Origin of the sequence: Blautia sp. HCP3S3_G3, from assembly GCF_052063365.1 — a bacterium.
GTDB lineage: Bacteria > Bacillota > Clostridia > Lachnospirales > Lachnospiraceae > Blautia_A.
Window position 1 is genome coordinate 175,681 of record NZ_JBQHXR010000001.1, and the last position, 26,636, is coordinate 202,316.

Sequence of the window (26,636 nt, forward strand, 5' to 3'; positions counted from 1 at the left end):
AATCATTCAGATGTCATTAAAAAATGGAAATAAAAATACATACATCATCAACAGGAGGATAGGACAATGTTTTTTATGACGGAAAAACTGGAAAAAAGAATTGAGGAACTGGAACCGTACCGCTATCGTGATGTGATTGAGCTGGAGGACATCCTTGTCAAAGAGTCCGAAGGAGAGATCCCGAATCCGGAGGTGCCGGAGGATTTCAGTGACTTTGCACAGGAAAAAGTGGGAATGCTCTGGTCCGGCTGGGACAAATATCTGTGGCTTCATCTGGATGCAGAGTTTCCTTCAGAATGGACAGACCGCAGAATTCTGGGACTGTTTGATTTCGGAAAAACAGGCGGCGGCAACAACAGCGGCTTTGAATCCATGCTTTACATGAATGGAAAACCATATCAGGGTGTGGATTCCAATCATAAAGAAGTATTTTTTGACCAGAGTGCTGCAGGACAGAAGCTTGGACTGACGTTCCGTCTCTGGTCCGGTATGGAAGGCGGCGGAGTTCCGACTGCACAGGAGCATCAGATCAAAAGAGCCGCTCTTGCATGGCTGGATGAAAAAGCAGATGATCTGTACTATCTGTCAAAGATGGTTCTTGGAACGATTCAGGAACTGGAAGATGAGAACACAACCAAACACCAGCTGTTAAAAGCGTTAAATGATACATTCCTGAAAATTGACTGGTCATATCCGGGAAGTGAGGAATTCTATGCATCTGTGGAAGAAGCAGATGATTATCTGAACGAGGCACTGGACGGCATGGATAAAAACATCATGGTAACTGTAAACTGTGTTGGCCATACGCACATTGACCTGGCCTGGCTGTGGAGACTGAAACATACGAGAGAAAAAGCATCCCGTTCTTTCTCCACAGTACTGCGCCTGATGGAACAATTTGATGAATATATTTTCCTTCAGACACAGCCGCAGATTTATGAGTACATCAAAAAGGACTTTCCGGACATCTTTGAGGCAATCAAAGAAAGAGTCAAAGAAGGCAGATGGGAACCGGACGGCGCTATGTGGGTAGAAGCGGACTGCAACCTGACCAGCGGAGAGTCTCTTACCAGACAGATTCTGATGGGAAGCAAATTTGTAAAAGAAGAATTCGGCAAAGACATGCATTATCTGTGGCTTCCGGATGTATTCGGCTATTCCTGGGCACTTCCTCAGATTCTGAAGAAATCAGGAATTAACACCTTTATGACCACAAAAATCAGCTGGAATGAGTATAATCGTATGCCTCATGATACCTTTATGTGGAAAGGTATGGACGGAAGTGAAGTGCTGACACATTTTGTGACAACTCCGGATGCAGACTGCACGCTGAGCCCATGGTTCTATACCTATAATGGAATGCTGACTCCTTACACGGTAAAAGGTGTCTGGAAAGGATATAATGATAAAAACCTGAACAATGAAGTTCTGATCTCCTATGGTTTTGGAGACGGAGGCGGCGGTGTCAACCGTGAAGCACTGGAGCAGAGAAGAAGACTGGATAAGATTCCGGGAATCCCTCATGTAAAAACCAGTACAGCCGGAGAATATTTCAACAAGCTTCAGGAAACCATCAAAAATACAGAGGAATATGTACATACCTGGGACGGGGAACTGTATCTGGAGTATCACCGCGGAACCTATACCAGCCATGCATATAACAAAAAGATGAACCGCAAAATGGAACTGCTGTACCGGGAAGCAGAGTGGCTGACTGCCATGTCAGCAGCTGCACAGGGCGCCATTGGGGAGGCAGAACAGGAGAAGCTGACAGAAGGCTGGAAGATCGTCCTTCGCCATCAGTTCCACGATATCATTCCGGGATCTTCCATTTTTAACGTATATGAGGATTCCAGAAAAGAATATGCACAGGCACAGGAAATTGCTGAAAATGTAGAGCAGGATGCTTTTTCCGTACTGGTGGAACCAAAAGAGAATACCTGGACGGTAATGAATAATGCCGGATGGACAGCAGGCCAGGTAGTGGCTGTGGAAGATGCAGGGGACGGTGTATTTAAAAATGCAGCAGGAGAAATCCTGGATACGCAGAAAGAGGGCACTGTGACTTATGTAAAAGTGGATCAGATCCCGGCTATGAGCGGTACCGTGATCACTTTTGAGGAAGGCACAGCAGCTTCACAGAAAGCACCGGTATTTGAAGTATCCTCTGAAAAAATTGAGACACCGTTTTACACGATGAATCTGAACGAAGCCGGTCAGATCACCAGACTTTACGATAAGGAAAATGACCGTGAAGTTCTTCCGGAGGGCGCTCGCGCCAATGTACTTCAGATTTTTGAGGACAAACCGCGCGATTTCGATGCATGGAACATTGATATTTTTTATGAGGAAAAAATGCGCGAAGTCACAGAACTGGTTTCTGCAGAAGTCGTGGAAAACGGCAGCCTGAAAGCAGTACTGCGTCTGGAATGGAAATACATGAACTCCAGAATCGTGCAGGATCTTACGGTTTATGCAGATGACAGAAGAATTGATTTTGCAACTTATGTGGACTGGCATGAAGTACATCAGCTTCTGAAAGCTTCCTTTACGGTAGATATTCGTGCGACCGAGGCCCGCTATGATATCCAGTACGGAAACGTAAAACGCCCGAATAACTGGAACACCAGCTGGGAGATGGCAAAATTTGAGACCGTTGCCCACAGATGGGTAGACCTGTCTGAACGTGATTATGGTGTCAGCCTTCTGAATGACTGCAAATACGGTCATGATGTAAAGGATCGCACCATGCGCATCACTCTGCTGAAAAGTGCCAATAATCCGGACTACAAACAGGATCAGGGCGAGCATACCTTTACGTATTCTCTTCTTCCTCATAAGGGAGATTTTGTGGAAGGCGAGACGGTCAAAGAGGCATTTGCTCTGAATCAGCCGATGAAGGTCGTAAAAGGTGCCCTTCGCAGTGCTGGAACAAGTTTTGTGTCCTTTAACACGGACGGTGTGGAACTGGATGCCGTAAAACGTTCTGAAGACGGAAAGAGTCTGGTAGTGCGTTTCCACGAATACACCGGCAGCCGCCAGAAAGTTACCGTAACTCCGGGCTTTGCCTATGAATCCTGGCGTGAATGCAACCTTATGGAAAAACCAATGGAAGAAACCGGACATACAGGAGAGGTGAAGGTGGAAGTGACACCTTATGAAATTAAGACCTTGTTGTTTGAGATGAAATAAATAAGTCAGGTTATGATATGTGGACATGTCCTGTGGAGAATGTGGGGAAAATAACGTTCTCCACAGGATATTTTTATGATTTAGACGAATGGAATATCGGGAAATGTTAACTTCATGGACAAAATAGGAAATGATATATAGAACAGGAGGGATTGATAAGTGTCGGATATTACAAAAAGAGCATTAGAGGCATCTCTCAAAAAGATGTTACTGAAAAAGCCGGTTACCAAAATTACGATTAATGATATTACAGAAGACTGTGGTGTCAATCGTGCAACTTTTTATTATCATTTCAAAGATATTTATGACTTGATTGAATGGTCCTGCGAGGAGGATTCACGAAAAGCAGCCAATGGAAATACTACTTATGATACATGGGAACAGGGATTTCTGAATATTTTTCAAGCCGTAGAAGAAAACAAGCCTTTTATACTGAATGTTTACCGTCATGTGAGTCAGGAACAGATTATTCAATATCTGTACAGGGTTGTTTATCAATTGATTATTAACGTTGTTGAAGAATGTGCACAAGGCATGAGTGTCAGGGAGGAGGATAAAAAATTTATTGCCGATTTTTACAAGTATGCTTTTGTAGGTATGATGCTGGACTGGATACGGCAGGACATGAAACCATCACCGGAAAAGATGATTTTCAGACTGAGTAATTTAATAGAGGGAGATATCATTCGTATGCTTGAAAAATGCCGGATTGATAAGCCATATGATAATATCAACAAATGATGGAGTTTGTCGAAAAAAACAACAATATAGCCCTGTCATCGAAGAATTCGATGATGGGGCTATTCTGTTGATTGAGAGTAGTTATCATACAATGTATATTGAGGATGTAATTGAAAAACATATATAACGAATTGAAATTCAGGAGGTATGATTATGTATTATTCAAGTGGAAACTATGAAGCTTTTGCTCATCCGAAGAAACCAGAAGGAGTAGATCACAAGTCAGCTTATATTATTGGTACAGGGCTGGCAGCACTTTCAGCCGCATGTTACCTTGTCCGTGATGGTCAGATGAAAGGTGAACGTATACACATTTTTGAAAAAGATCCGATTCCTGGTGGTGCCTGTGATGGATTTGAATATCCGGGAGTAGGCTATGTAATGCGTGGCGGACGTGAAATGGATAACCATTTTGAAGTCATGTGGGATCTGTTTCGTTCGATTCCATCGATTGAAACTGAAGGCGTCAGTGTTCTGGATGAGTATTACTGGCTTAATAAAGAAGATCCGAATTACTCTCTTTGCCGTGCGACTGTCAACCGGGGACAGGATGCACATACAGACAAAAAATTTGCAGTTTCAGACAAAGCACAAATGGAGATCATGAGGCTGTTTTTCACTCCGGATGAAGAATTGTATGATAAACGTATCGATGAATATTTTGACGATGAGGTATTTGATTCAAATTTCTGGCTGTACTGGCGGACGATGTTTGCGTTTGAAAACTGGCACAGTGCACTGGAAATGAAGCGTTATATTAAGCGCTATATCCACCATATCGGAGGTCTTCCTGACTTCACGGCTCTGCGTTTTACAAAATATAATCAGTATGAGAGTATGATCCTGCCGATGGTAAAATATCTGGAAAATGCCGGTGTCGTATTCCACTATAATACAAAGGTTGTAAATGTTGAGTTTGATGTTACATCCGATAGAAAGCAGGCTACCCGTATTGAAGTCGAAACAGAAGGCGAGACCCGCTTCGTTGATCTCACAGAGGATGATCTTGTATTCATTACAAATGGAGGATGTGTGGAAAATTCTGCAATGGGATCACAAAATACGCCGGCTCCATATAATCCGGAAATCAAGCCAGGTGGCGGATGGGATATGTGGAGACGTATTGCCGCCCAGAGCCCTGACTTTGGAAATCCTGATAAATTCTGTTATGACAGTGAACTGTGTAACTGGATGAGTGCCACTGTGGAGACACTTGATCAAAGAATTATTCCATATATCACAAATATCTGTAAAAGAGATCCGTTTACTGGTAAAGTGGTCACCGGCGGTATTGTATCTGTAAAAGATTCCAGCTGGCTTTTGAGTTGGACGATTAACCGTCAGCCACAGTTCCGTTCCCAGCCGAAAGACCATTGTCTCGTTTGGATATATGCACTCTTTAATGACAGACCTGGTGACTATGTCAAAAAGCCGATGAGAGATTGTACGGGTAAAGAAATCTGTATGGAATGGCTGTACCATATTGGTGTGCCGGAAAGTGAAATTGAAGAGTTGGCTGCGAATAGTGCAAATACGGTTCCTGTTATGATGCCTTATATTGATGCCTTTTTCATGCCTCGAAATGATACAGACCGTCCAAAAGTTGTTCCTGATGGAGCAGTAAACTTTGCATTTATTGGCCAGTTTGCCGAGACAGCAAGGGATACTATTTTTACGACAGAGTATTCTATGCGTACCGGTATGGAAGCTGTTTATACCTTGCTTAATGTGGATCGTGGAGTCCCGGAGGTTTGGGGCAGCACATATGATGTGAGGGATCTTTTGAACGCAACTGTTAAATTGCGCGATGGAGAACCACTGACTCAGATGAAGTTGGGAATCAAGGAAAAGATTGCTGTTAAAAAGGCTTTAGACTTTATCAAAAACACAGATGTGGAAAAACTGCTGAAAGAATATCATGTTATTTGAAGCTAAGAGTACAAAGACACTTTTGGAAGATACAGTGGAGAGGAAATCGTATAGGATGTTTGTTGAAAATATCCAAAGGTACAGAAGGTGGCAGGATATCAGACCGATGTGACAGTGAAAGGGACAAATTTGAGTCTTCCACAGTGAGGGCATCCATACATGGCACAACCAAAAGATGGATGCCCAAAGTTAATCATTTTATCGATATTTTCCATCTTAATAGCTCTGGGATGAAGAGTGAATTATTTCTTCGTAATAGTCTGAAAAAAATTTTACAAGATACTCATAAGCCTACAATGCAATTACAGGAGGGATGGAATGCCAGATTTTTATGGATTTTATACAGGAAAAACATTAGATGCTTATGAATGGATGGGAGCCCATCTGATGCAAAGCGGAGTAAAGTTTTCTACCTTTGCACCAAATGCCAGAGGTGTAGTTCTTTTGTGGAATGGTCAGGAAATTCCTATGAATAAAATACACGATGGAAATTTTTATGAAGTTTATGTAGAAGGTGCAAAGGAAGGGGAATGCTACGAATATCGTATTTATGGACAAAACGGAAGTGCCACGGATCATTGTGATCCTTATGGGTTTGGAATGCAGCTAAGACCGGATCATCAATCCGTGATTAGAAATCTTTATGATTATCAGTTTCAGGATGATACATGGATGGATACCAGAAATGACAGGAAAGGTGAACCACTGAACATTTATGAATTGCATATAGGATCCTGGAAACGAAAGATTGGAGAGGACTATGAATGGTACAGATACGATGAGCTTGCAGAACCCCTGATTGCTTATCTAAAAGAAACAGGATATAATTATGTGGAATTTCTCCCCATCAGTGAGCATCCCTGTGATGAAAGTTGGGGTTACCAGAATACAGGTTTTTTTGCACCCACCAGCAGATATGGTACTCTGAATGAGCTGAAAATCTTGATTGACAGACTCCATCAGAACAATATTGGAGTAATTCTTGATTTTGTGCCGGTGCATTTTGCTATAGATGATTACAGCCTGGCAAAATATGATGGAAGCTGCTTATATGAATATCCAAGTAAGGATGTGGGATTCAGCGAATGGGGCAGCCATAATTTCATGCATTCCAGGGGAGAAGTACGAAGCTTTCTGCAGTCTGCAGCAAATTATTGGATGAAAGAATTTCATTTTGACGGACTGCGTATGGATGCTATAAGTCGCATCATTTACTGGCAGGGCGATGAGCACCGCGGTGTCAATGGAAACGCCGTGGAGTTTATCAGATTCATGAATCAGGAACTGAAAAGATTAAATTCGGGATGTATTCTGGTAGCAGAGGATTCTACAAATTTTCCAAATGTGACGAAACCGGTATGCGAAGGTGGACTTGGTTTTGATTATAAATGGGATATGGGCTGGATGCATGATACGTTGGAGTACTTCCAATCGAATCCACAGGATCGAAGCGAAAAATATCATAAACTAACATTCTCCATGCATTATTTTAGGAATGAAAACTTTTTATTGCCTTTATCTCATGATGAAGTGGTTCATGGAAAAGCCACAATCTTGCAAAAAATGAATGGGCAATATGAAGATAAATTTCCACAGGCAAGAGCCATGTATCTTTATATGATGATTCATCCCGGGAAAAAACTCAATTTCATGGGAAATGAAATTGGACAGTTGAGAGAATGGGATGAAAAGAGAGAGCAGGACTGGGATATTAGAAAATATCCGATTCATGATTCCTTTTATCGATTTATGAAGGAGTTAAATCATGCTTATCTGGAACATCCGGCGCTGTCTTCCTGGGATTATCTGGAAGAAGGATTTTCGTGGTTGGACTGTCATCAGGAGAGCAGACGTATTTATGCAATTTTAAGAAGAAGCAAGGATGAAAAACTGGCAGCAATCTTTAATTTCAGTGACCAGATACAGAATGATTATGAAGTGGAGATTGAAGAGGCAGAACAGGTTAAGATGCTTGTTTATAGTGACTGGAACCGTTTTGGTGGTGATTCCCCAGAAAATCTGGAAATCTGCACCCTTAAAAATGGTGTGCTAAACTGTACATTAAATCCGTTTTCTGCTGTTCTGTTAGAAATTAAGTAAATTTGGAAATTATGAAATGTAAAAAAGCGAAGATTATCTTTGGAATTTAATCAAGGATAGCCTTCGCTTTCCTTTTTAGTGGGTTGGAGAAGATGTAAATTTTCAATAGAAGAAAGAAAATGGTACAGAATCCAGAATAGAGGGACAACAGTCAGGAAATCAGCAGACGGAAATAATACTTAAATCTTTACGAGAATTAAAAGCTGCTACTTCTAAGATCGTTGTAGCATCGGAACAGATTCAAGGGGGCTACGATACAGCACTTCAGACAAATGGACAGACGATTACTCAGGGTGGAGCGCAGATAAAAAAAGGAATGTCAGGTACACTCACAGCGTTTACAACAACACTTACAACACAGCTTACCACTATTTCCAATGGAGTAAAGCAGGCAAATACCGGAGTAACAATGATTAATGAAACTCTCTATGGCACAGAGCAGGCAGAGGGGGCCATGACAAGTCTTGAAAATGGATCTTCGCAGGTTACAAACGGACTTGAGACCATGGAAAAATCTGTTTCAGAACAATTAGTTCCAGGAGCAAAAGCAGTATCGGACGGTATTACTACATTGTTTACAAAAGGAATCGATCTGATAGCAGATGGATTGAACCAGCTTGGAACAAAACTTCCGACACTGAATACAGGTATTATAAACCTGAAAAATGGAGCTGCTTCTTTATATACAGGAACTGGCACATTAAAATCAGGAGCAAGTCAGCTTGCAGACGGAACAACACAGCTTCAGGCAGGAGCAAAAGAGCTGGCCAACGGTGTGCAGCAGCTTGCAGATGGTGGAAATAGCTTAAATACCGGCGTGGGAACACTTTCCAGTGGAATACAGGATTTGAAAGATGGAAGTTCACAGTTAAAAGATGGCACATCAAAACTTGCTGATGGAACCGGCACATTAAAAGAAGGAACGGAAAAACTCAAAGAGGGCGGAAATGATCTGAATGATGGAGCACAGGAACTCTTAGATGGAGCAAATGAGCTCAAAGAAGGTGTAGAAAAATTCAATGAAGAAGGCGTAGAAAAGATTACGGATTTTGTGGATCAGGATCTGCAGGATATTATTGATCGACTGAAAGTACTACAGGACGTATCCGGTACCTACAAGAGTTTCAGCAGCGAGAGCGATGAGAACTCATATTCCGTTAAGTTCATTATAGAGACGAGAGGTATTGAATAATTTCAATTATTAGAAAAAACGGAAATTTTATCAATCAATCCGACAGTTGTTGCAAACGGGCATTTTGGTAATTCATCATATTTAAAAATAACAATCATAAATAATGGAAATAGTTCTATAAGGGCGGTGATTTTCTTAACGGGAAAGTCATCGCTTTTTCTTTTTTCTTTTCATAACCAATTCAAAAATTGTTCTGGCAAAAAAAACATGAACAAATTTGTTAATGTTTTAAAATATTTTTATTTATTTTCAAAAGTTGGCTTGACTGAGACAAATTTCGTGGTCCAAGAGGGGGATGATTATGTATTATTCAAGTGGAAACTATGAAGCTTTTGCTCATCCTAAGAAACCAGAAGGAGTAGATCACAAGTCAGCCTTTTTCATGCCTCGTAATGATGTGAACCGTCCAAAAGTTGTGCCTGATGGAGCAGCTTTTATTGATCTTGGACTTTGAATGAATCCAGACAAACATGTTAAGTTTGCCTAGTTTTTGGATATATAGAAGATGTTTGCCCATAGAAGAAAAATGAAATAATATGTAGAATTTAGGCAAGAAAAAGAGAATGGAGGTGAAAATATTGAAAAAGATTCGTATGGCAAGAGATGGGTATGTTTTGATTTCAATTATTTTCTATATAGCTGGAATCGTATGTATGACAATACCATCTATATCCCCACTGGTGCTATGTATCACAGGGGGCATCATATTAGTTGCCTATGGAATTGTTAAGATTATTGGATATCTTTCAGATGATTTGTATGATCTGGCTTTCCAATATGATCTGGCCTGTGGAATATTCCTGATAGTGCTAGGAGTGATAGTGCTTGGATGTAATTTGCGTATCCGTTCATATCTTTCCCCAGGACTAGGATTGTTGATTTTGCTTGACGCTGTATTAAAAGTTCAGACTGCAAAAGACGCAAAAGTATTTGGACTTGAAATATGGAAATGGATATTGACACTTTCCATCATTGTAGCTGCTTTTGGGATCTTAATTATAATAAAGCCGTTTCAGGAAAGTCAGATCAGTCATGTCATTATCGGATGCGGTTTTTTTGCAGAAGGTCTCATGAATCATCTCACAGTCAAGGAGACGGTGAAGATTTCAAAACAAATCCAAGGACAGGAAAAGAACGAGGAAGATACTGACTGGGAAGAATAAAATGTTTAAGTAAAACTTATTATTAACAAATATAAAATTATAGGGAGGAATTCTATTATGAACGCATCAAATACTTTAAAGAAACTGGGAATCGAGCAGACATTCAATTATATTTACAAGGATCCGGATAAGCATATGCCGAAGATGATGGACTGGGCAGATAAATTTGCTGATGGAGAATTTATTTCTCAGAGAAAAATAATTCGGGATGCAATTACAGATCCGGAACATCCTTATTATCACTATATCCGCCGTCTTTTTAAAGAGGTAGCGCCCAATGTGACTAAGACACTTGCCGTGAATCTGTTTATTAATGCCAGTCTGGTTGGCTGGAAGAAGGAAGAAGAACTGAGAAAGAAGTATAACTGTAATATTCCATGGGCTATCCTTCTGGATCCTACATCTGCCTGCAATCTGCACTGTACGGGATGCTGGGCGGCGGAATATGGACACAAATTAAATCTTACTTTTGATGAGATTGATGATATTATCTGCCAGGGAAAAGAATTGGGCGTTTATTTTTATATTTACACTGGCGGCGAGCCACTGGTTCGTAAAAAAGACTTGATTCGGATCTGTGAAAAGCATTCGGATTGCGTATTCCTCTGCTTTACAAATTCCACATTAATTGACGAAGAATTTGCGGATGAAATGCTCCGTGTAGGTAATTTTGTACCAGCCATTTCTCTGGAAGGATTTGAAGAGGCAACTGATGGACGACGTGGAACTGGTGTATATCAGAAAGTACGTAAAGCCATGGAACTTCTCAGAAGAAAGAAACTGATTTATGGAATCTCTTGCTGCTATACCAGCGCTAATTATGATTCAATTACATCAGAGGAATTCTATGATACATTGATTGAAATGGGTGCCTATTTTGTATGGTATTTCCATTATATGCCGGTAGGAAACGATGCTGTTCCAGAGTTGATGCCTACACCGCAGCAGCGTAGCGGAGTTTATGAGAAAATCCGTCGTTATCGTGCCACAAAGCCATTGTTTGCACTGGATTTTCAGAATGATGCAGAATATGTTGGCGGATGTATCGCCGGTGGTCATCGCTACTTACATATAAATGCTAACGGCGATATCGATCCATGCGTATTTATCCATTATTCAGATTCTAATATTCGGGAAAAGACGCTTCTGGAAGCACTGCAGTCACCGATGATGATGGCTTACCATGATAATCAGCCATTTAATGATAATATGCTTCGTCCGTGTCCTATGCTGGAAAATCCTGACAAGCTTCGTGCAATGGTTGAAAAATCAGGAGCTCACTCAACAGATCTTCAATCTCCGGAAACAGCAGAACATCTTTGTGCAAAATGTGACCAGTATGCGAAGTATTGGAAGCCAGTTGCAGATGAACTTTGGAAAGAGAACAGAGAGAAAAAGGGAATCGCAAATTAAAGAAACAACTATGAATTTGAATATCGAAGTATTCATTCAGGTAATCGGAAAAAAGATGAAAGGAAATGAAAAATGAATAAAAGTAAACGATTTTTTACATCGGAGTCTGTCACAGAAGGGCATCCAGATAAAATGTGTGATGCTATTTCAGATGCCGTGCTGGATGAATTGTTGAAGCAGGATCCTATGAGCCGGGTGGCGTGTGAGACGGTAACGACTACAGGTCTTGTTATGGTAATGGGAGAAATTACTTCCAATGCATATGTAGATATCCAGAAGGTGGTTCGAGATACAATCAGGGAAATTGGATATACAAATGCAGAGTATGGTTTTGATGCAGATACCTGTGGTGTGTTAACAGCCATTGATGAACAGTCGGCAGATATAGCAATGGGTGTGGATAAGGCTCTTGAGGCAAAAGAACATAATTTGTCGGATGAAGAGATTGAAGCCATCGGAGCCGGAGATCAGGGGATGATGTTTGGATATGCGACGAATGAGACTAAGACGTATATGCCCTACCCCATTGAGCTTGCACATAAGCTGGCATTGCAGCTGACAAAAGTACGAAAAGAAGGAATACTCCCATATTTGAGACCAGATGGAAAAACCCAGGTAACTGTAGAATATGATGAAAAGGACAAACCACTCAGACTGGATGCCGTAGTGCTTTCTACACAGCATGATCCGGAAATAACACAGGAACAGATTCAGTTGGATATTAAAAAATATGTGTTTGACGAAATCCTGCCTGGTGGAATGGTGGACGAGAATACAAAATTCTATATCAATCCAACAGGACGTTTTGTAATAGGTGGACCGCATGGAGACAGTGGATTGACAGGCCGTAAGATTATTGTAGATACATATGGAGGATATGCGCGGCATGGTGGTGGAGCTTTTTCGGGAAAGGACTGTACTAAGGTAGATCGCTCTGCATCATATGCGGCCCGTTATGCGGCAAAAAACATTGTAGCGTCAGGGTTGGCTGAAAAATGTGAGGTGCAGCTTTCCTATGCTATTGGTGTAGCACAGCCTACCTCAATTATGGTGGACACATTTGGAACAGGAAAACTTTCAGATGAGAGAATTACGGAGATTGTAAGAGAGAACTTTGATTTCCGCCCAGCTGGTATTATCAAAGAATTGACTTTAAGAAGACCTATTTACAGACAGACAGCTGCTTATGGACATTTTGGAAGAGAAGATTTGGATCTTCCATGGGAAAGGCTGGATAAAGTAAATGAATTAAAGAAATATTTGTAATAGTATAGAAATGGCACAGGAGGATTATGAGATGAATGTTGCGATTGTAACAGACAGCAACAGTGGGATCTTTGAAGAAGAAGGAAAGATTCTAGGTGTCCATGTCATTCCAATGCCGGTGATTCTGGAAGGGAAAACATACTATGAAGGCATTGATTTAACTCATGAGGAGTTTTATCAATGCCTTGAGGAAAAAAGAGAAGTTTTTAGTTCTCAGCCTTCACCAGCAGAAGTTTTAGACATGTGGGATAAACTGCTCTTATCCGAATATGATGAGCTTGTATATATTCCAATGTCCAGCGGACTTAGTGGTTCCTGTCAAACAGCTCAGGTACTGGCACAGGATTATGAAGAAAAAGTACAGGTGGTTGATAATCATCGCATTTCTGTCACCCAGAGGCAGTCCGTGTTGGATGCACTGATGTTGAAAGAAAAAGGGTGTTCTGCAAAAGAAATAAAAGAAGCCTTAGAACAAACTGCTTATGAATCCATTGTCTATGTAGGCGTGGAAACCTTAGAATATTTGAAAATGGGAGGACGTGTCACTCCGGCGGGAGCTGCCATGGGCACATTGTTAAGTATAAAACCACTGCTTGTAATTGCCGGGGAACGTTTAGATGCCTATGCAAAAGTTCGTGGAACAAAAAGCTGTAAAAAGCGTCTGCTTATGGAAATGAAAACAATTGCAGATGAATTTCATAAAAATAGTGATGAGATATATGTTGGCGTCGCAGGGAGCTTCGGAAAAAAAGAAGAACATCAGGAATGGATGGAAATGGCCCAAGAGATGTTTCCTTGGGAAGATGTTAAATACGATCCGCTGACTTTCAGTATCAGCTGTCATGTAGGACCAGGGGCTTTCGGTATGGGGATAAGTAGAAAAATAAGAATTTAGAATAAGTGGGGAATCAAATGAAGCGTTCATGGTTTAGAGCATTGCTCTTGAGACGAGTACAAGTATTATATCTGTACGCCATATTTGATTGTCGATGACAGCATGGTATCTGCATTGTGCTTAGCGGCTAAAAGCGGTGTAGATGTGCGGATTATCACTCCTCATATTTATGACAAGGCCTTGATTCATTTGACTACACGATCATTTTACAGGGAATTGATATATGGTGGTGTGAAAATATATGAATATTCAAAAGGATTTATGCATTCTAAAATATTTGTTTCCGATGACCAGATAGCGACTGTAGGAGCAACGAATTTAGATTTTAGAAGCCTCTATCTGCATTTCGAATGTGGAGTATGGATGTATAACAGTAAGGCAGTATTACAAATAAAAAAAGATTATTTTGATACATTGAATGAGTGCACGCAGATTACACTAGAAGAGTGTATAGAAAGGTTGCCAATAAGGGTATTTCAGGAAATCTTGAGAATATTTGCCCCGCTAATGTAAAGAGCACCGCCAAGTTGAAGCGGTGCTCAATCTATTCGGGTATTATATACTTGAAGATTCGGACAATTCAAGAAATGCCTGCTTCAAAGAATCTCCAATCAAATCAGTAATACGAGTAACTGACTTCAAAAGGTCAAAGTTCATGTTTTTGTCCAGCCAATCTAATGTGTATCCAAGAAGGCAACATTTATAGTACTGTATTAGGATAGTTTTATCTTCAGAAGGAATATTCAAATCTTTGGTAACAGTATGTATGTATTGAGTTACTGTGTAGAGTATGATTCTTTCCAATTCGTTTTGGAATACATCTCGTTTCACAGAACGGTATATATGGAGCATGGCCTTTTTGCGTTTTAAGCAACGTTCAACAATTGGAATCAAGCAATCCGTCGGTGAACCAAAATGTCCGTTAGTCTGGATGATTTGATCTACATCAGATTTTATCGTAGTTTCCAGAAGCTCAGGAATGTCATGAAAATGATAGTAAAAGGTGTTTCGATTGACTTGGCAGAGTTCTACGATATCCCTTACAGTAATCTTGGTGTAGGGACGTTCTTCCAACAACTGCCAGAAAGCATCTATGATGGCAGATTTTGTATGGTTCATATATATATCAACTCGCTTTTTGTTTTTTTATATCGTAGCATAAAATGTCGAATGATACAATGATGCAGAACAATGAAAAAATTTGGAAAGATGATAAAAGGTATTTTGAAAATATGGTTCTTTTATTTGATAGTATGTCTAGCAATCCTGCCTCTGTATCACAAACGAGCTGATGAAGAAAACAGAGAGTGTGAAAGGGTGTTAAATATGGCTGGACAGGAGAGAATATTAAATATTGAAAATAATGTGGATGCGTTGGTGTGGCGGCTCCGTTTAATCGAATCGGCAAAAGAAAATATTATGCTTTCAATTTTTGATTTTCGTGACGATAACAGTGGTCAGGATATGATGGCTGCACTATTAAATGCTACAGATAGAGGTGTAAAAGTTCAGATATTAGTTGATGGCATAAATGGAACATTATATTTGAGAGGAAGTAGAAATTTTCGGGAACTTACGTCGCATGAAAATGTGGAGGTTAAGCTATACAATCCTATTACGCTGATAAAACCGTGGAAAAATAATTACAGAATGCATGACAAATATTTGATTGCAGATGATTTTGCTTATATTCTCGGTGGAAGAAACACAGATGATTTATTTCTTGGTAATTATATCGACTCATATAATGAGGATAGGGATATTCTGGTCTATGAAACGGTTCCGGGTGAGGGTAATTCTTACATCCAGATTCAGGATTATTTTAAAAAGGTATGGAATCTTTCCTGTTGTAGAATGTATAGAAAACATGAAGGTATTAACGGAAGATTAAGAGAACACTATCAGGAAGTCAGAGAAAAACATTCAGAAGCTTTTTGTGAAATCGATTGGTTTGAAGAAACGATTGAGACAGAAAGTATTGAACTTTGCACCAACCCTATAGATCCGGATGATAAACAGCCGCAGGTTTGGAACAGGATGGTAAATGAGATGGAAGAAGCGGACAACATTCTAATACAAACCCCTTATGTTATATGCAATCAGAAAATGTATGGGGATTTGAAGGAGATATGTTCGAGAAGTGTGAAGACAGAGTTGATAATCAATGCGGTAGAAAGTGGTGCCAATCCTTTCGGATGTACGGATTATTTGAATCAGAAGAAAGCTGTGAGGCAAACAGGAAGTTATGTGTATGAATATGTTGGAACCCAGGCATTACATACAAAGACTGTATTGGCAGGAGATACGCTCAGTATAGTAGGATCCTGCAATCTTGATATGAGGAGTGTGTATCTTGATACAGAAATGATGCTGTTTATAGAATGCAAGGAACTTAATGAAACTCTCCGTGGACATACAGAGAAATTGAAACTGAAAAGTAGACAAGTTGCTCCGGACGGAACGATTATTGATGGAGAAAATTATCAAATAATAGAACAGAGTGTAGGAAAAAGGATTTTTTATGGAATCCTGCGCATTTTAATTATTCCGTTTCGACATTTGCTATAAAAAGCAGAAATAGTAAATATTATTGATGAATGTGAGAGTTTACTAAAACTGGGAGGAGTAAAATATGAAAACGTTGAAAAAAATAAAGCTGGATATGTGGATAAATGCAATCATGACGGTATTGCTTGGAGTATTATTCATAATAAAACCACATGATTCCTTAAAAGTAATTGCGATAATTGCAGGTATTCTGATTTTGTGCAGTGGGATTTTTGATCTGGTTTGTGATTCAAAATTACGACGAAATACTTATTTTACATATGGAACGTTATTTGAAGGCATTTTGAAATGTATTTTGGGAATCTTTATCATCACACATGGGGGAATTACAATAGTGTTGTTTTCTTATGTGTTTAGTATTGTCATCATAATCAATGGAGTAATCTGTATGGAGACGGCTGTTTGTATGAAAGACATATTTCATGTGCGCTGTACATCATATGTTATTCTATCATGTATTATTATTCTGGCTGGAATTAGTATGATGTTCTTTTCACCGGATACAGTTTCAGCCGCTGCATTAATGGCAGGAATTATCTTCATTTTAAATGGTATTATTGACATTTTTATATTATACCGATTGAGCAAAATAGGTAAAAAATATGCTCTTGAAATGAAGAATGTGTTTGATGAAGTAAATGGAAATATAATAGACGAATAGATATAAGAAGTACTTTATGATTATAATTATGAATGAGAAAAGTTGGATGAAAATCAGAAACAAAGAAAAAAAACAAAAGAGTGAGAAAAAATCAGAAATGAAGCTAAAGAAACTCACTCCTTTAGCAGCAATTATTCTGATGACACTGATTCTTTTAGTGATTGTAAGAAAATCAGAAGAACCTTTGTCTGTAGAAACGATATTGAAGTATACACCTGAAAATATGATTTTGGCTGCGTGTGTTTTAGTTTTGTTCTTTGCTCTCAAAAGCCTTACAATTATGTTCCCATTGTCGATTTTATATTTGAGCAGTGGAGTTCTGTTTACACCATTTATAGCTGTGATGGTAAGTATGGTTGGATTGACGACAACCATTACGATTCCTTATTGGATCGGAAGATACAGCGGTGAGGATATTATACAGTATATTGGGACTAGATATCCCAAGGTTCAACAACTGACAGGATATCAGAATGAAAATGCTTTTTTTGTATGCTTTATTACCAGAATTGTTGGATTTTTGCCAGGTGACATTGTGAGCCTGTATTTTGGCACTTGTGGAGTGAAATTCACTACTTATCTGACAGCAGGAATAAGCGGTTCTTTGCTCAGTATTGTTACTATTACTTTGCTTGGAACTAAGTTGAGCAATCCATTTTCAATAGAATTTATCATGGTATTATTATTAAGAATTTTGGTTGCTGCCGGAACTGTTGTCTTGAAACACTATATGAATAAAAGAACAGGAGAGAAATGAGAAAAATGAATAGAATATTAAAAGTCAAGAGTATATTGTTTCCATCTCTAGGATTAATCTGTATTTTGTTTTCTGATAGAGTAACTCTTCTGTTGGCTTATTTATTAGGAAGTGCTATGGTACTTGTAGGCACGCTGATGGTAGTAAGCTATTTTAAGGACAAAAAGTTCTTTGAAAAGCAGGCAGACGAATTAGCATATAGTATTATGATGTTTATTATGGGGGATTGCATTTCTACTGAAAGGCTCCAGTTCGTTGGAGGCATTAGGAATTACTTGGGCAATTATCGGTATAAGAAAGGCATCTAAATCATTGAATGCGGCAATTAGGCAGTTCTTTTGTAGAAATAATAATTGTGTTATACCAATGATAGAATTTTTCGTACGAATCACGCTAGCATTACTCCTTCTGTTTAATCCGATTGAAAAGATATCCAATCATGTAATTATATTAGGATTGGAAATAATAGCAGTTAGTTTTCCATTTTGTAATATATCCCATTCAGGATAATTGATGATGATAAGTATATTGATCCTTCGTATGATTCAATTCATACGGAGGTTTCTTTTTGCCCTTTTTCTCATCTTGACATTTTTTAACTAAAACATGTTGTATAAGCCCCTCTGAAACTTTGGATATATAGAGGGACATTTATATCCGCGAGCAACGAGCCAAGCGGACATGCTTGCATGTCCATTTGGCGACTGCCGCGAGAGCCAAATGCCCCGTCACTTGCGGGAGTATTTGGAATGCCGCCTCCAAAATAATGAAATGTGAGGTAATGACATATGTCAGAGAAAAGATGTTATACAGTAAAAGAGTTACAGGAAATTCTTGGAGTCAGCAGACCGACAATATATAACCTTCTGAAGAAAAATGAGTTCCGGTGGATCCAGCTGGATGGCGGAAAGTACCGTATTTCCAAAAAAAGCTTTGATGACTGGCTGGATAAGTTGCCGGAATCTTCCAACTAATCTCCTATCCGGATGAAAAATCGACATCCTAAATTTTTTTGAAAAAGTGCGGTATGGTATGGGAAGAAGGAGGAAAGCTTCATGGATGAGAAGGGAAAATTCTGTTCATGGATAATTTACAAGTTTGTTATTGACGGCCGATATCGGCCGATAATACAATGTAATCAGAGAGGAGGCGATATGCATGAGTAAGCTTTATACGATAGGCGAAGTTTCCGAATTAACAGGTATAGAGAAGCGGACGCTTAAATACTACGTCGAACGAAAAATCATATCGCCTAGTCACAAGAAATCAGAAGGCGGAAAAGAGTATTGGCTTTATACAGAGGATGATATTCTTAAAATTCGTCAGATTGCTCTCTATCGTGAATTGGGATACTCTGCGGATGATATCCGAAAGATGATTTCTGCACCTGATTTCGATTGGAGACAGGTCCTTGATGATCAGATTGAAGCCTTAAAAAGCCGGAAGAGGCACCTTGAAAATCTCATCTTTGCCGCAGAAATGATGCGCTATGCAAATGAGTTGGAAGAAGATCCTTCGGTATTTGACATCTCCGATTTCGATAACGATATCGACAGGTTTGCGGTTAGTACATTCAGCTATGATGAGGAAGAATTGGCTACCCAAAGCATAGAAAAGGTGAGCAAAGATTTTTCTGAAGTAAATATTGCCGAGGCGTATCAGCAGGGACAACAGATAATGGACCTGTTTGCTTCTGTGAAGAAAGCAATGGTTCACCCACCTGAGTCCAAGGAAACACAGGACAGGCTGTCCGATTTGTTTTCTTATTTTCGTTCTCTAGCTCCTGATGCGGATGTCAGCTTGCATGATATTCTGTTCGGATTTCGACTGATTAGTAACCTAAGCCTTGATCGGATCTCTGATATGATCTTTGCTCAGGAAGGAGCTTTGGACTATTTGGCTGCAGCGCTGCAAAAGTATTGTGATGATCATGCGGGGAGGGATTGAGATGGACAAAATCGTATCTAAAGTAGCGGCTCTCGGTGTGCCGGGCTTAGTTCTGATTATTGCAATAGGTGCAACTGGCTTGGCCGGAGGTGCAGCGATTACTGCCGCTCTTGCTGCATTAGGTCCAGGAGGCATGATTGGTGGAATTGCGACGTTGGGTGTTATTGGTCTGATTTCAGAAGGTATCGCTAAGTATGGCGTTGATGCGATTTTCTCTGCGGTTGTGAAGGAACTCTATAAAAGAGGAGAAACCAAGGAGTCTATCCAAAACAAAATCAAAAAATATCCTGTTTCTAAGGATTTGAAGAGAAAACTCAACGAGTCATTGGAAAAGGTTTCCGAAAACTCATAAAGGAAGGAGTAATTGAAATTTGCATGTAAGCTATAAGGGAATACTTGCTATAGCTTCGGGTTTGGCAGGGCTGGCAGGTATAGGTTATGGGATATACTCTGACAGGCAAAAGCAAAAAGGGTCTGTTAAAAGTAAGCCCAATGATGCCACCGAAATTATCAGGCAGGTTGCCCACGAAACATCAGGTCAAGCTGATGCGGTCATAGTTGACGCGGTTAATGCATCGCGGATCAATCAGCTTCTTCAGAAGCTAGCTGTCATTGATCGAAATAAGGCTGGTGCTGATGAAGAAATTCGAGTGTTAAAAGCAGAAGTTCAGAAACTTCTGACTACCAACCGTGGCGGTGTTAAAGGCATTCATGGATTTATTGGAGAGACATCGCAAGTCCATATTTCCAATATTAAGGCCTTCATCAATGGAGAGGAACCTCTCTACATATTGCTCGACGATAACAGCATGACGGATTATACTCGCGGCTTTGAAATTATCCAACAGAAAGCCTGTCAGGCTGGCGGTCATTTGGGATTAGATGCAATTAAGCGTCACATGGACAAATATCCTGAGTTCGTAGAACAAGGTGGTATTTATCAAATCCCTAAAGACATGTTCGCTAAGTATGAACAATTAAAAAATCTTCCGGAAGAAGTTGCAATGAAGCTGAGAAAGGAAGATTTGAGATTGTGGAAGTATATCCGAACTTTCTCAGAAGAGAATCCAGGCGCTGTCATTGAACCGATGGAAGTATCTTACACGGATATACAAGCCGGGAATATCGACAACACCGTAAAGCGTGTCGAAAAAAACACTGATCAGGAATTTGAAAAACAGCGGAAAGTGGCTGAAGCAGAACATGCACCAAGTCTCGAAGAAGTCCTGAAGATATGCGGCATATCAGCCGCTATCGAAGGTGGAATAAGCGCTGGATCGGAATTTGTCCAAAAGCTTAGATCTGGTAAAAAGTTATCGGATTTCACGAAGCAGGACTTCAAAGACATTGGTGCTAAGCTAATGATCGGAAGTGGAAAAGGAGCTTTTAGAGGCGGCATAGTCTATGTTGCAACTAATATCTACAAACTTCCCGCATCAATTGTTTCTGGTGTAGTGACGGCTTTGTATGGCATCTGTCGAGAAGGATATCTCCTATTCAAAAAGCGGATTTCCAGAAAACAATTCACAAAGGAGTCCATTTTCATAGTGCTTGAAACGGCAGCTTCGACGGCAGGCGCGTTTATCGGTAAAAAGCTTTTCAAGAAACATCCTATCGTAGGTGCTCTTGCGGGAAGCATTATTGGATCCTCAGGTGTAAGCTCCATTCGTAAAATTGCATTTGCATAACTCCTTACATACCCCTTCTTCCTTAACCGGTTGAAGGGGTTCATTTTTTGTAAGGAGGTAATCAAGTTGAAGCTTATTATCACAGAAAAGCCGTCTGTCGGGCAGGCCTACGCCAAGGTTCTAGGGGTGCGGGATCGCCACGACGGATATCTGGAGGGCGCTGGTTTTGTAGTCAGCTGGTGCGTTGGTCATCTGGTGGAGCTCTCGGAGCCGGAGGAATATGACGGCAGATACAGCAAATGGGAGTACGCAGATCTTCCTATCATCCCTGAGGAATGGAAATACCGTGTTTCCTCCGGGACGAAAAAGCAGTTTGAGATTCTGAAAAAGCTCATGGCAAGAGCTGATGTAGACAGCATCTGCAACTGCTGCGATGCCGGACGCGAGGGCGAGCTGATCTTCCGTCTGGTCTACAACAAATGCGGCTGCAAAAAGCCGGTGGAACGGCTCTGGATCTCTTCCATGGAGGACAGCGCTATCAAGGAGGGCTTTGAAAACTTAAGACCCGGAACAGAATATGATTCTCTTTATGAGGCAGCCCTTTGTCGGGAGCGTGCAGACTGGATCGTCGGCATCAACGCTACCCGGCTTTTTTCATGCCTTTACAGGCACACGCTGAATGTCGGCAGGGTTATGACTCCGACCCTTGCCATGGTAGTAATGCGCGAGGCTACAATCAAGGCCTTTAAGCCGGAGCCCTTTTACACGGTGCAGCTGATTACAGATCAGGTACAGGCAGGTGGTGAACGAATGAAGGAACGAAATCAGGCTGCGGAAATTGTCGAAAAATGTCGAACTGCGGGAGCTGCCAGAATCACGAAGGTCACGCAGAAGGAAAAATCAGAAAAGGCTCCGCTTCCTTATGATTTGACCGGCCTGCAACGAGATGCCAATAGAATGCTGGGCTTCACTGCACAGCAGACGTTGGATTACACCCAGTCACTCTATGAGAAAAAGCTGGTGACATATCCGAGAACCGATAGCCGCTATCTCACTGAGGACATGGCCGGTATGCTGCCGGGACTCGTTCAGAGAATTCAGGTAGAAACTGGCATTGCTGCGGATATGAGTATTCCGGTCCATGCCCAGCAGATCATCAACGGCAAAAAGGTCACGGATCACCACGCTATTATTCCCACAAACAGCATTCAGCGTGCAGTAATTTCAGAGCTGCCAAGCGGAGAAAAGGCAGTTTTTCAGCTGATTGCCACCAGACTTCTCTGCTCTGTCGGAGACCCGTTCCGATACTCTGAAACCGCAGTGGAAATGGAATGTGCCGGTGAGACCTTTACCACAAAAGGCAGAACCATTCTGGATCCCGGCTGGAAAGTAATTCAGGAAGCCGTTTATCCTCCGAGGCATGAAAAATCTGAGGAACCGGATACCATTCAGGCTGTTACGGAAGGCGCTGTTCTCACTCTCTCCGATGTGAAGATCAAGGAGGGACAGACCTCCAGTCCGAAGCATTTTACGGAGGATACCCTCCTTCAGATGATGGAGTCTGCCGGTGCGGATGAGATGCCGGATGAAGTGGAACGAAAAGGCATCGGCACGCCTGCAACCCGTGCCGGAATTATTGAAAAGCTGGTGCAGAAGGGCTTTATTGAGCGACGTGGCGATAAGAAATTAAAGCATCTTGTTTCTACAGACAAGGGTGATGAACTGGTCACTGTGGTTCCGGAGCAGATCCAGTCTCCATCCCTCACCGCAGACTGGGAGGAAAAGCTTCTGGAGGTGGAACGCGGCAATTACAATCCGGAGACCTTTATGGCAGAAATCAGCAGCATGATCACCGGCCTCGTAAAGAATTATGAAGCAGTGAAAGGCGCGGACACCTTGCTTCCTTCCAGAGAGAAATCCGGCAAGGTCATCGGCAGTTGCCCTTCATGCGGCAGTGATATTGCAGAAATGCAAAAGGGCTGGTTCTACACCAACAAATCTTGCAGATTTGCAATATGGAGGGACAACAACTATTTCAAAAAGTTGGGCAAGAAAATGACTCCGCAGCTTGCAGAACAGCTGATCCGAAAGGGCTCTGCACCACTGAAGAATTGCCGTTCCGAGCGTACCGGCAAGACCTATAACGCTACGGTGGTGGTCACGCCCGGTCAGAACGGTGAAGCAGTATTTTCGTTACAGTTTGACAAAGGAGGAAAGGCATGACGAAAAGCATTCGTTTTATCGACAGTCAGTATCACGATCTGTTCCGTATTCCTGACGGAGGCATGATCCAGGTCACTTACCCGGATCGCAGCTTTGCTGCCAGGTGCGAGTATGTGGACGATTATCATCTGAAGGTGGCCAATGAGCTCTTTCACATCTGCCAGTTTGCAGAGATTCTGGAGCGCGGCGGAGGAAGCTGCCAGCCGGAGCCGATTCTTGAATTAGACAGAGCCGCATGGGACATGGGCCACCGCGGCTTTCTTGCTGTTCAGAGCTGTGAATCCGGTTGGGACTACACCTTCTATGATAAGGAGTTTCATGAGCTGGACGGCGGGCAGTTGGATGATCTGGAGATTTCCATTCAGGAGGCCCGCAATGCACTGGCTGCAGATTTTGGCTGGGGCAGACGTTCCATGACGCTGATCAGCTATGACGATTTTATGGAAAAGGTGGAGGAAAATTATCTCCGCTCTGCCGAGATGGCCATGGAGGATGATTACGGCATGATCGATGGCATCATCAATAACGGAAAGAAGCAGGAGCCGGAGGAACGGCAGTCGGTTCTGGAGCAGCTGAGGTCTGCAGAAGCACCGCAGCCTCCGGAGCTTCCTGTGAAAACTCCCTCCAGTGATGAGCCGGAGCGATGCTGGTAAGGAGGTGCAGAAATTATGGCAAAGCAGATGAACGCACAGTCTCAGTTTGATCGTGTCACTGAGATCACCAAGCAGCTGGAGGAAGGAATTCAGAATCTGTTTGAATCCGAAAAATTCAAAGCGTGGCTTACAACGATGTCACGCTTTCACGATTATTCGCTCAATAATACACTCCTCATTGCCAGCCAGAAACCGGATGCCACTCTGGTTGCCGGTTACACCTCCTGGCAGAAAAACTTTGGCCGTCAGGTCAACAAGGGCGAAAAGGCAATCCACATCCTGGCACCGGCACCCTACAAGAAAAGGGCTGAGGTTGATAAGGTGGATCCTGCAACCGGCGTGATTCTCACAAATCCGGACGGCAGCTCTGTAAAGGAAACCAAGGAAATCGTGATTCCGGCTTTCAAGGTGGTCAGTGTTTTTGATGTCAGTCAGACCGATGGCCGAGAGCTTCCTTCCCTGGGAGTCAATGAGCTGACCGGCGATGTGGCGCAGTATGACCGCTTCTTTGAGGCGCTGAAGCTGAGTTGCCCGGTGCCCATTGCATTTGAAGAAATTGCAACCGGCGCGAAGGGCTACTTCCACACCGTTGAAAATCGAATCGCAATCCAACAGGATATGAGCCAGGTGCAGACCATCAAGACTGCTATTCATGAAATGGCCCACCAGAAGCTGCACTCTATCGACCCGCAGGGGACAGCCTCTGAGGAGCCGAAGCTTACCCGAAACAGCAAGGAGGTTGAGGCGGAATCCGTTGCCTATACCGTCTGCCAGCACTATGGTATCGAGACCTCAGATTACAGCTTTGCGTATATCGCAGGCTGGTCCAAGGGCAAGGATACACCGGAGCTGAAGGCTTCTCTGAATCGCATCCGCGTGGCCGCCAATGAGATGATTACCGAAATCGACGGGCATATGGCGGAGTTGGAAAAAGCAATGGAGCATACGGAGGAACGCAGCTCCGTTCTCGCTGATCTTCATGCAAAGGCTGAAGACCGCAGCCTCCCTCATATTTCCCATAAATCCAACGCAAAGGAGGAAATACGATGACCTTTACCGTAGAAGAAATCAGCCTGCTTCTGGAGGTGGATCACTCTACCAGAAAAGCTGCTATGCAGGCGCTGATTGCTCTTTCGAAGATTACTGAAAGTGCAGAACTCCGCAGCATGTTCCGGCAGCTCGGCGGCAAGCTCTATGCCATGAGCGATAAGGATTTTGAAGCTGTGGACTTCGATTCCTGGAAGGAGGATTTTGATGCAGAAAATGAATGATCAGGAGCTCTTCTTCACAGATGATGAGCTGAATCTCATGATGATTTACAATCCCGGCACTAGAGAAGGCTTGATTGCAGAGCTGACGCAGATGCAGGCACAGCTGACCGGCAGAGATAAGGAGCTTCGCCGCTGGACGAAGTCGGTTCTTTCGAAGCTTTCCGCCATGTCCGATGAAGCGTTTTCCTCCCTGGAGCTTCTGCCCTGAGGAGGTGCCCGTGGAGAATAAGGATCATATTTTATTGTTTCGTGTCGGCAAAAGCGAGCTGGAGCGTATCCAGCAGAAAAAAGCGGAGGTAGGCATCCGAAGTATGGCTGCCTATCTCCGCAAAATGGCTCTGGAGGGTATCTGCGTTCAGCTGGATCTGGGCGATGAGCTGACCGAAATCCGCGCTCTTCTCGGTCGCTGCAGCAGCAACCTGAATCAATACGCCAAGGTGGCTAATACCTCCGGCAATATCTATGCCGAGGATATCAAGGACTTGCAACAGCTGATGAATGAGATATGGGAAAATCAAAGAGAGCTTTTGAAGCGGCTCTCTGATATCTGATGAAGGAATTCATCCGGTGCGGCCTTGTCCGTGCCGTACATAAGCTGACAAAAATCGACACCCTTGCATTGGCAAAATCCGCGTCGATATAATGAAATCAGAAATAAACTTTGGACGGAGGTACTGCATATGACTGCTATCAAATATATTCTGAAAAGCACGCTGAAGCTGGCTGCACTGCCGGTGATTCTTATTCTTCGCATTGCTATGCTGCTGACCAAAATCGTTGGGTACGTCGGATCCTATATCATGTCTCCGGTGATGTTATTCATCCTGGGCTGCGGCATTTACTGCCTGGTAAAAACCCGCTGGACCGATGTGGCGATTCTCTTCGGCATGGAGGCCGTGATTGGACTTCTGATGTTCGGTGGACTCTGGATCTACTGCAATGCATTGGATCTTTGCGATAGCCTGACAGACTTCCTGCACAGCTAATAAGAACTCAATAGATTGCACCGGAAAATGTCTCTTCGGAGGCATTTTTCT

General features: G+C 42.0%; 26 protein-coding genes and 2 pseudogenes. 26 read left to right on the forward strand and 2 right to left on the reverse strand.

Annotated elements, in window-relative coordinates; all coding sequences use genetic code 11:
* Positions 1-66 precede the first annotated feature (66 nt).
* The 3 genes from ACTNEW_RS00880 (at position 67) to ACTNEW_RS00890 (ending at position 5,862) form a co-directional block, all read left to right on the forward strand.
* Entirely contained in the window at positions 67-3,192 is a 3,126-nt protein-coding gene (locus tag ACTNEW_RS00880) for an alpha-mannosidase (protein WP_441056856.1), read from the forward strand.
* Positions 3,193-3,351: 159 nt separating this feature from the next.
* The gene (locus ACTNEW_RS00885; protein ID WP_441056858.1) at positions 3,352-3,933 is read left to right on the forward strand and encodes a TetR/AcrR family transcriptional regulator; all 582 of its coding nucleotides are present in this window, start codon (positions 3,352-3,354) and stop codon (positions 3,931-3,933) included.
* A 153-nt stretch (positions 3,934-4,086) separates the two neighbouring features.
* The gene (locus ACTNEW_RS00890) at positions 4,087-5,862 is read left to right on the forward strand and encodes an oleate hydratase (protein WP_441056860.1); all 1,776 of its coding nucleotides are present in this window, start codon (positions 4,087-4,089) and stop codon (positions 5,860-5,862) included.
* 116 nt (positions 5,863-5,978) lie between these two features.
* Here the strand turns inward: ACTNEW_RS00890 and ACTNEW_RS00895 are convergent.
* Positions 5,979-6,108 (reverse strand): annotated as a pseudogene (locus ACTNEW_RS00895) (IS91 family transposase); the annotation flags it as partial.
* Between the two features lie 72 nt (positions 6,109-6,180).
* Between ACTNEW_RS00895 and glgB the strand changes: the two are divergent.
* The 8 genes and pseudogenes from glgB to ACTNEW_RS00935 all read left to right on the forward strand — a co-directional run bounded on the left by glgB (position 6,181) and on the right by ACTNEW_RS00935 (position 14,404).
* A complete protein-coding gene (glgB, locus tag ACTNEW_RS00900; RefSeq protein ID WP_441056862.1) occupies positions 6,181-7,962 on the forward strand; it encodes a 1,4-alpha-glucan branching protein GlgB in 1,782 nt (593 codons plus the stop codon).
* 316 nt (positions 7,963-8,278) lie between these two features.
* Positions 8,279-9,154 carry a hypothetical protein gene (locus ACTNEW_RS00905; RefSeq protein ID WP_441056864.1) on the forward strand — a complete coding sequence of 292 codons (876 nt, stop codon included), beginning with the start codon at positions 8,279-8,281 and terminating at the stop codon, positions 9,152-9,154.
* A gap of 301 nt (positions 9,155-9,455) precedes the next feature.
* Positions 9,456-9,539 (forward strand): annotated as a pseudogene (locus ACTNEW_RS00910) (oleate hydratase); the annotation flags it as partial.
* A 193-nt stretch (positions 9,540-9,732) separates the two neighbouring features.
* Positions 9,733-10,317 carry a DUF308 domain-containing protein gene (locus ACTNEW_RS00915; protein ID WP_301595165.1) on the forward strand — a complete coding sequence of 195 codons (585 nt, stop codon included), beginning with the start codon at positions 9,733-9,735 and terminating at the stop codon, positions 10,315-10,317.
* A 57-nt stretch (positions 10,318-10,374) separates the two neighbouring features.
* Positions 10,375-11,730: a radical SAM protein gene (locus ACTNEW_RS00920; RefSeq protein WP_441056867.1), complete on the forward strand. Its 1,356-nt coding sequence runs from the start codon at positions 10,375-10,377 to the stop codon at positions 11,728-11,730.
* Positions 11,731-11,802: 72 nt separating this feature from the next.
* Positions 11,803-12,996: a methionine adenosyltransferase gene (metK, locus tag ACTNEW_RS00925; RefSeq protein WP_118346883.1), complete on the forward strand. Its 1,194-nt coding sequence runs from the start codon at positions 11,803-11,805 to the stop codon at positions 12,994-12,996.
* A 31-nt stretch (positions 12,997-13,027) separates the two neighbouring features.
* Positions 13,028-13,891 (forward strand): DegV family protein, encoded by an 864-nt coding sequence (locus tag ACTNEW_RS00930; RefSeq protein WP_227149307.1) that lies wholly within the window; start codon positions 13,028-13,030, stop codon positions 13,889-13,891.
* Positions 13,892-13,993: 102 nt separating this feature from the next.
* On the forward strand, positions 13,994-14,404 hold the full coding sequence (locus tag ACTNEW_RS00935) for a phospholipase D-like domain-containing protein (protein ID WP_441056870.1): 411 nt from the start codon (positions 13,994-13,996) through the stop codon (positions 14,402-14,404).
* A gap of 42 nt (positions 14,405-14,446) precedes the next feature.
* On the opposite strand, the gene ACTNEW_RS00940 is transcribed toward ACTNEW_RS00935, so the two are convergent.
* Positions 14,447-15,010, reverse strand: coding sequence for a TetR/AcrR family transcriptional regulator (locus tag ACTNEW_RS00940; protein WP_441056872.1), 564 nt, complete (start codon positions 15,008-15,010; stop codon positions 14,447-14,449).
* A 72-nt stretch (positions 15,011-15,082) separates the two neighbouring features.
* On the opposite strand from ACTNEW_RS00940, the gene ACTNEW_RS00945 reads away from it, so the two are divergent.
* The 15 genes from ACTNEW_RS00945 to ACTNEW_RS01015 all read left to right on the forward strand — a co-directional run bounded on the left by ACTNEW_RS00945 (position 15,083) and on the right by ACTNEW_RS01015 (position 26,585).
* Positions 15,083-16,459 (forward strand): phospholipase D-like domain-containing protein, encoded by a 1,377-nt coding sequence (locus ACTNEW_RS00945; protein WP_441056874.1) that lies wholly within the window; start codon positions 15,083-15,085, stop codon positions 16,457-16,459.
* Positions 16,460-16,523: 64 nt separating this feature from the next.
* The gene (locus ACTNEW_RS00950; RefSeq protein WP_441056876.1) at positions 16,524-17,120 is read left to right on the forward strand and encodes a DUF308 domain-containing protein; all 597 of its coding nucleotides are present in this window, start codon (positions 16,524-16,526) and stop codon (positions 17,118-17,120) included.
* Between the two features lie 46 nt (positions 17,121-17,166).
* Positions 17,167-17,877, forward strand: a complete 711-nt coding sequence (locus ACTNEW_RS00955) for a TVP38/TMEM64 family protein (protein ID WP_441056878.1) — start codon at positions 17,167-17,169, stop codon at positions 17,875-17,877.
* Positions 17,878-17,882: 5 nt separating this feature from the next.
* Complete coding sequence (locus tag ACTNEW_RS00960; RefSeq protein WP_441056880.1) at positions 17,883-18,185, forward strand: DUF308 domain-containing protein; 303 nt, start codon at positions 17,883-17,885, stop codon at positions 18,183-18,185.
* 480 nt (positions 18,186-18,665) lie between these two features.
* A complete protein-coding gene (locus ACTNEW_RS00965) occupies positions 18,666-18,851 on the forward strand; it encodes a helix-turn-helix domain-containing protein (RefSeq protein ID WP_075671598.1) in 186 nt (61 codons plus the stop codon).
* A gap of 184 nt (positions 18,852-19,035) precedes the next feature.
* Positions 19,036-19,824, forward strand: coding sequence for a MerR family transcriptional regulator (locus ACTNEW_RS00970; protein ID WP_441056882.1), 789 nt, complete (start codon positions 19,036-19,038; stop codon positions 19,822-19,824).
* 1 nt (position 19,825) lies between these two features.
* Complete coding sequence (locus ACTNEW_RS00975; RefSeq protein WP_441056884.1) at positions 19,826-20,176, forward strand: hypothetical protein; 351 nt, start codon at positions 19,826-19,828, stop codon at positions 20,174-20,176.
* Between the two features lie 19 nt (positions 20,177-20,195).
* A complete protein-coding gene (locus ACTNEW_RS00980; RefSeq protein ID WP_441056886.1) occupies positions 20,196-21,512 on the forward strand; it encodes a hypothetical protein in 1,317 nt (438 codons plus the stop codon).
* 66 nt (positions 21,513-21,578) lie between these two features.
* Positions 21,579-23,675, forward strand: a complete 2,097-nt coding sequence (locus ACTNEW_RS00985) for a DNA topoisomerase 3 (protein WP_441056888.1) — start codon at positions 21,579-21,581, stop codon at positions 23,673-23,675.
* Entirely contained in the window at positions 23,672-24,328 is a 657-nt protein-coding gene (locus ACTNEW_RS00990; protein WP_441056890.1) for an LPD16 domain-containing protein, read from the forward strand. Before ACTNEW_RS00985 ends, ACTNEW_RS00990 begins: the two co-directional genes overlap by 4 nt.
* Positions 24,329-24,343: 15 nt before the next feature.
* Positions 24,344-25,378, forward strand: coding sequence for an ArdC-like ssDNA-binding domain-containing protein (locus ACTNEW_RS00995; protein ID WP_441056892.1), 1,035 nt, complete (start codon positions 24,344-24,346; stop codon positions 25,376-25,378).
* Complete coding sequence (locus ACTNEW_RS01000; protein ID WP_441056894.1) at positions 25,375-25,599, forward strand: transposon-transfer assisting family protein; 225 nt, start codon at positions 25,375-25,377, stop codon at positions 25,597-25,599. The genes ACTNEW_RS00995 and ACTNEW_RS01000 overlap by 4 nt, the downstream gene beginning before the upstream one ends.
* Complete coding sequence (locus tag ACTNEW_RS01005; protein WP_441056896.1) at positions 25,583-25,807, forward strand: transposon-transfer assisting family protein; 225 nt, start codon at positions 25,583-25,585, stop codon at positions 25,805-25,807. Before ACTNEW_RS01000 ends, ACTNEW_RS01005 begins: the two co-directional genes overlap by 17 nt.
* A gap of 10 nt (positions 25,808-25,817) precedes the next feature.
* Positions 25,818-26,150, forward strand: coding sequence for a plasmid mobilization protein (locus tag ACTNEW_RS01010; RefSeq protein WP_441056897.1), 333 nt, complete (start codon positions 25,818-25,820; stop codon positions 26,148-26,150).
* A 129-nt stretch (positions 26,151-26,279) separates the two neighbouring features.
* Complete coding sequence (locus tag ACTNEW_RS01015) at positions 26,280-26,585, forward strand: hypothetical protein (RefSeq protein ID WP_441056899.1); 306 nt, start codon at positions 26,280-26,282, stop codon at positions 26,583-26,585.
* Positions 26,586-26,636 lie beyond the last annotated feature (51 nt).

Coding starts and splice junctions, on each gene's coding strand:
- ACTNEW_RS00880 (WP_441056856.1), top strand. CDS start 67: ATGTTTTTTATGACGGAAAAACTGGAAAAAAGAATTGAGGAACTGGAA.
- ACTNEW_RS00890 (WP_441056860.1), top strand. CDS start 4,087: ATGTATTATTCAAGTGGAAACTATGAAGCTTTTGCTCATCCGAAGAAA.
- glgB (WP_441056862.1), top strand. CDS start 6,181: ATGCCAGATTTTTATGGATTTTATACAGGAAAAACATTAGATGCTTAT.
- ACTNEW_RS00905 (WP_441056864.1), top strand. CDS start 8,279: ATGTCAGGTACACTCACAGCGTTTACAACAACACTTACAACACAGCTT.
- ACTNEW_RS00920 (WP_441056867.1), top strand. CDS start 10,375: ATGAACGCATCAAATACTTTAAAGAAACTGGGAATCGAGCAGACATTC.
- metK (WP_118346883.1), top strand. CDS start 11,803: ATGAATAAAAGTAAACGATTTTTTACATCGGAGTCTGTCACAGAAGGG.
- ACTNEW_RS00930 (WP_227149307.1), top strand. CDS start 13,028: ATGAATGTTGCGATTGTAACAGACAGCAACAGTGGGATCTTTGAAGAA.
- ACTNEW_RS00935 (WP_441056870.1), top strand. CDS start 13,994: ATGGTATCTGCATTGTGCTTAGCGGCTAAAAGCGGTGTAGATGTGCGG.
- ACTNEW_RS00940 (WP_441056872.1), bottom strand. CDS start 15,010: ATGAACCATACAAAATCTGCCATCATAGATGCTTTCTGGCAGTTGTTG.
- ACTNEW_RS00945 (WP_441056874.1), top strand. CDS start 15,083: ATGAAAAAATTTGGAAAGATGATAAAAGGTATTTTGAAAATATGGTTC.
- ACTNEW_RS00950 (WP_441056876.1), top strand. CDS start 16,524: ATGAAAACGTTGAAAAAAATAAAGCTGGATATGTGGATAAATGCAATC.
- ACTNEW_RS00955 (WP_441056878.1), top strand. CDS start 17,167: ATGAAAATCAGAAACAAAGAAAAAAAACAAAAGAGTGAGAAAAAATCA.
- ACTNEW_RS00960 (WP_441056880.1), top strand. CDS start 17,883: ATGAATAGAATATTAAAAGTCAAGAGTATATTGTTTCCATCTCTAGGA.
- ACTNEW_RS00965 (WP_075671598.1), top strand. CDS start 18,666: ATGTCAGAGAAAAGATGTTATACAGTAAAAGAGTTACAGGAAATTCTT.
- ACTNEW_RS00970 (WP_441056882.1), top strand. CDS start 19,036: ATGAGTAAGCTTTATACGATAGGCGAAGTTTCCGAATTAACAGGTATA.
- ACTNEW_RS00975 (WP_441056884.1), top strand. CDS start 19,826: ATGGACAAAATCGTATCTAAAGTAGCGGCTCTCGGTGTGCCGGGCTTA.
- ACTNEW_RS00990 (WP_441056890.1), top strand. CDS start 23,672: ATGACGAAAAGCATTCGTTTTATCGACAGTCAGTATCACGATCTGTTC.
- ACTNEW_RS00995 (WP_441056892.1), top strand. CDS start 24,344: ATGGCAAAGCAGATGAACGCACAGTCTCAGTTTGATCGTGTCACTGAG.
- ACTNEW_RS01000 (WP_441056894.1), top strand. CDS start 25,375: ATGACCTTTACCGTAGAAGAAATCAGCCTGCTTCTGGAGGTGGATCAC.
- ACTNEW_RS01005 (WP_441056896.1), top strand. CDS start 25,583: ATGCAGAAAATGAATGATCAGGAGCTCTTCTTCACAGATGATGAGCTG.
- ACTNEW_RS01015 (WP_441056899.1), top strand. CDS start 26,280: ATGACTGCTATCAAATATATTCTGAAAAGCACGCTGAAGCTGGCTGCA.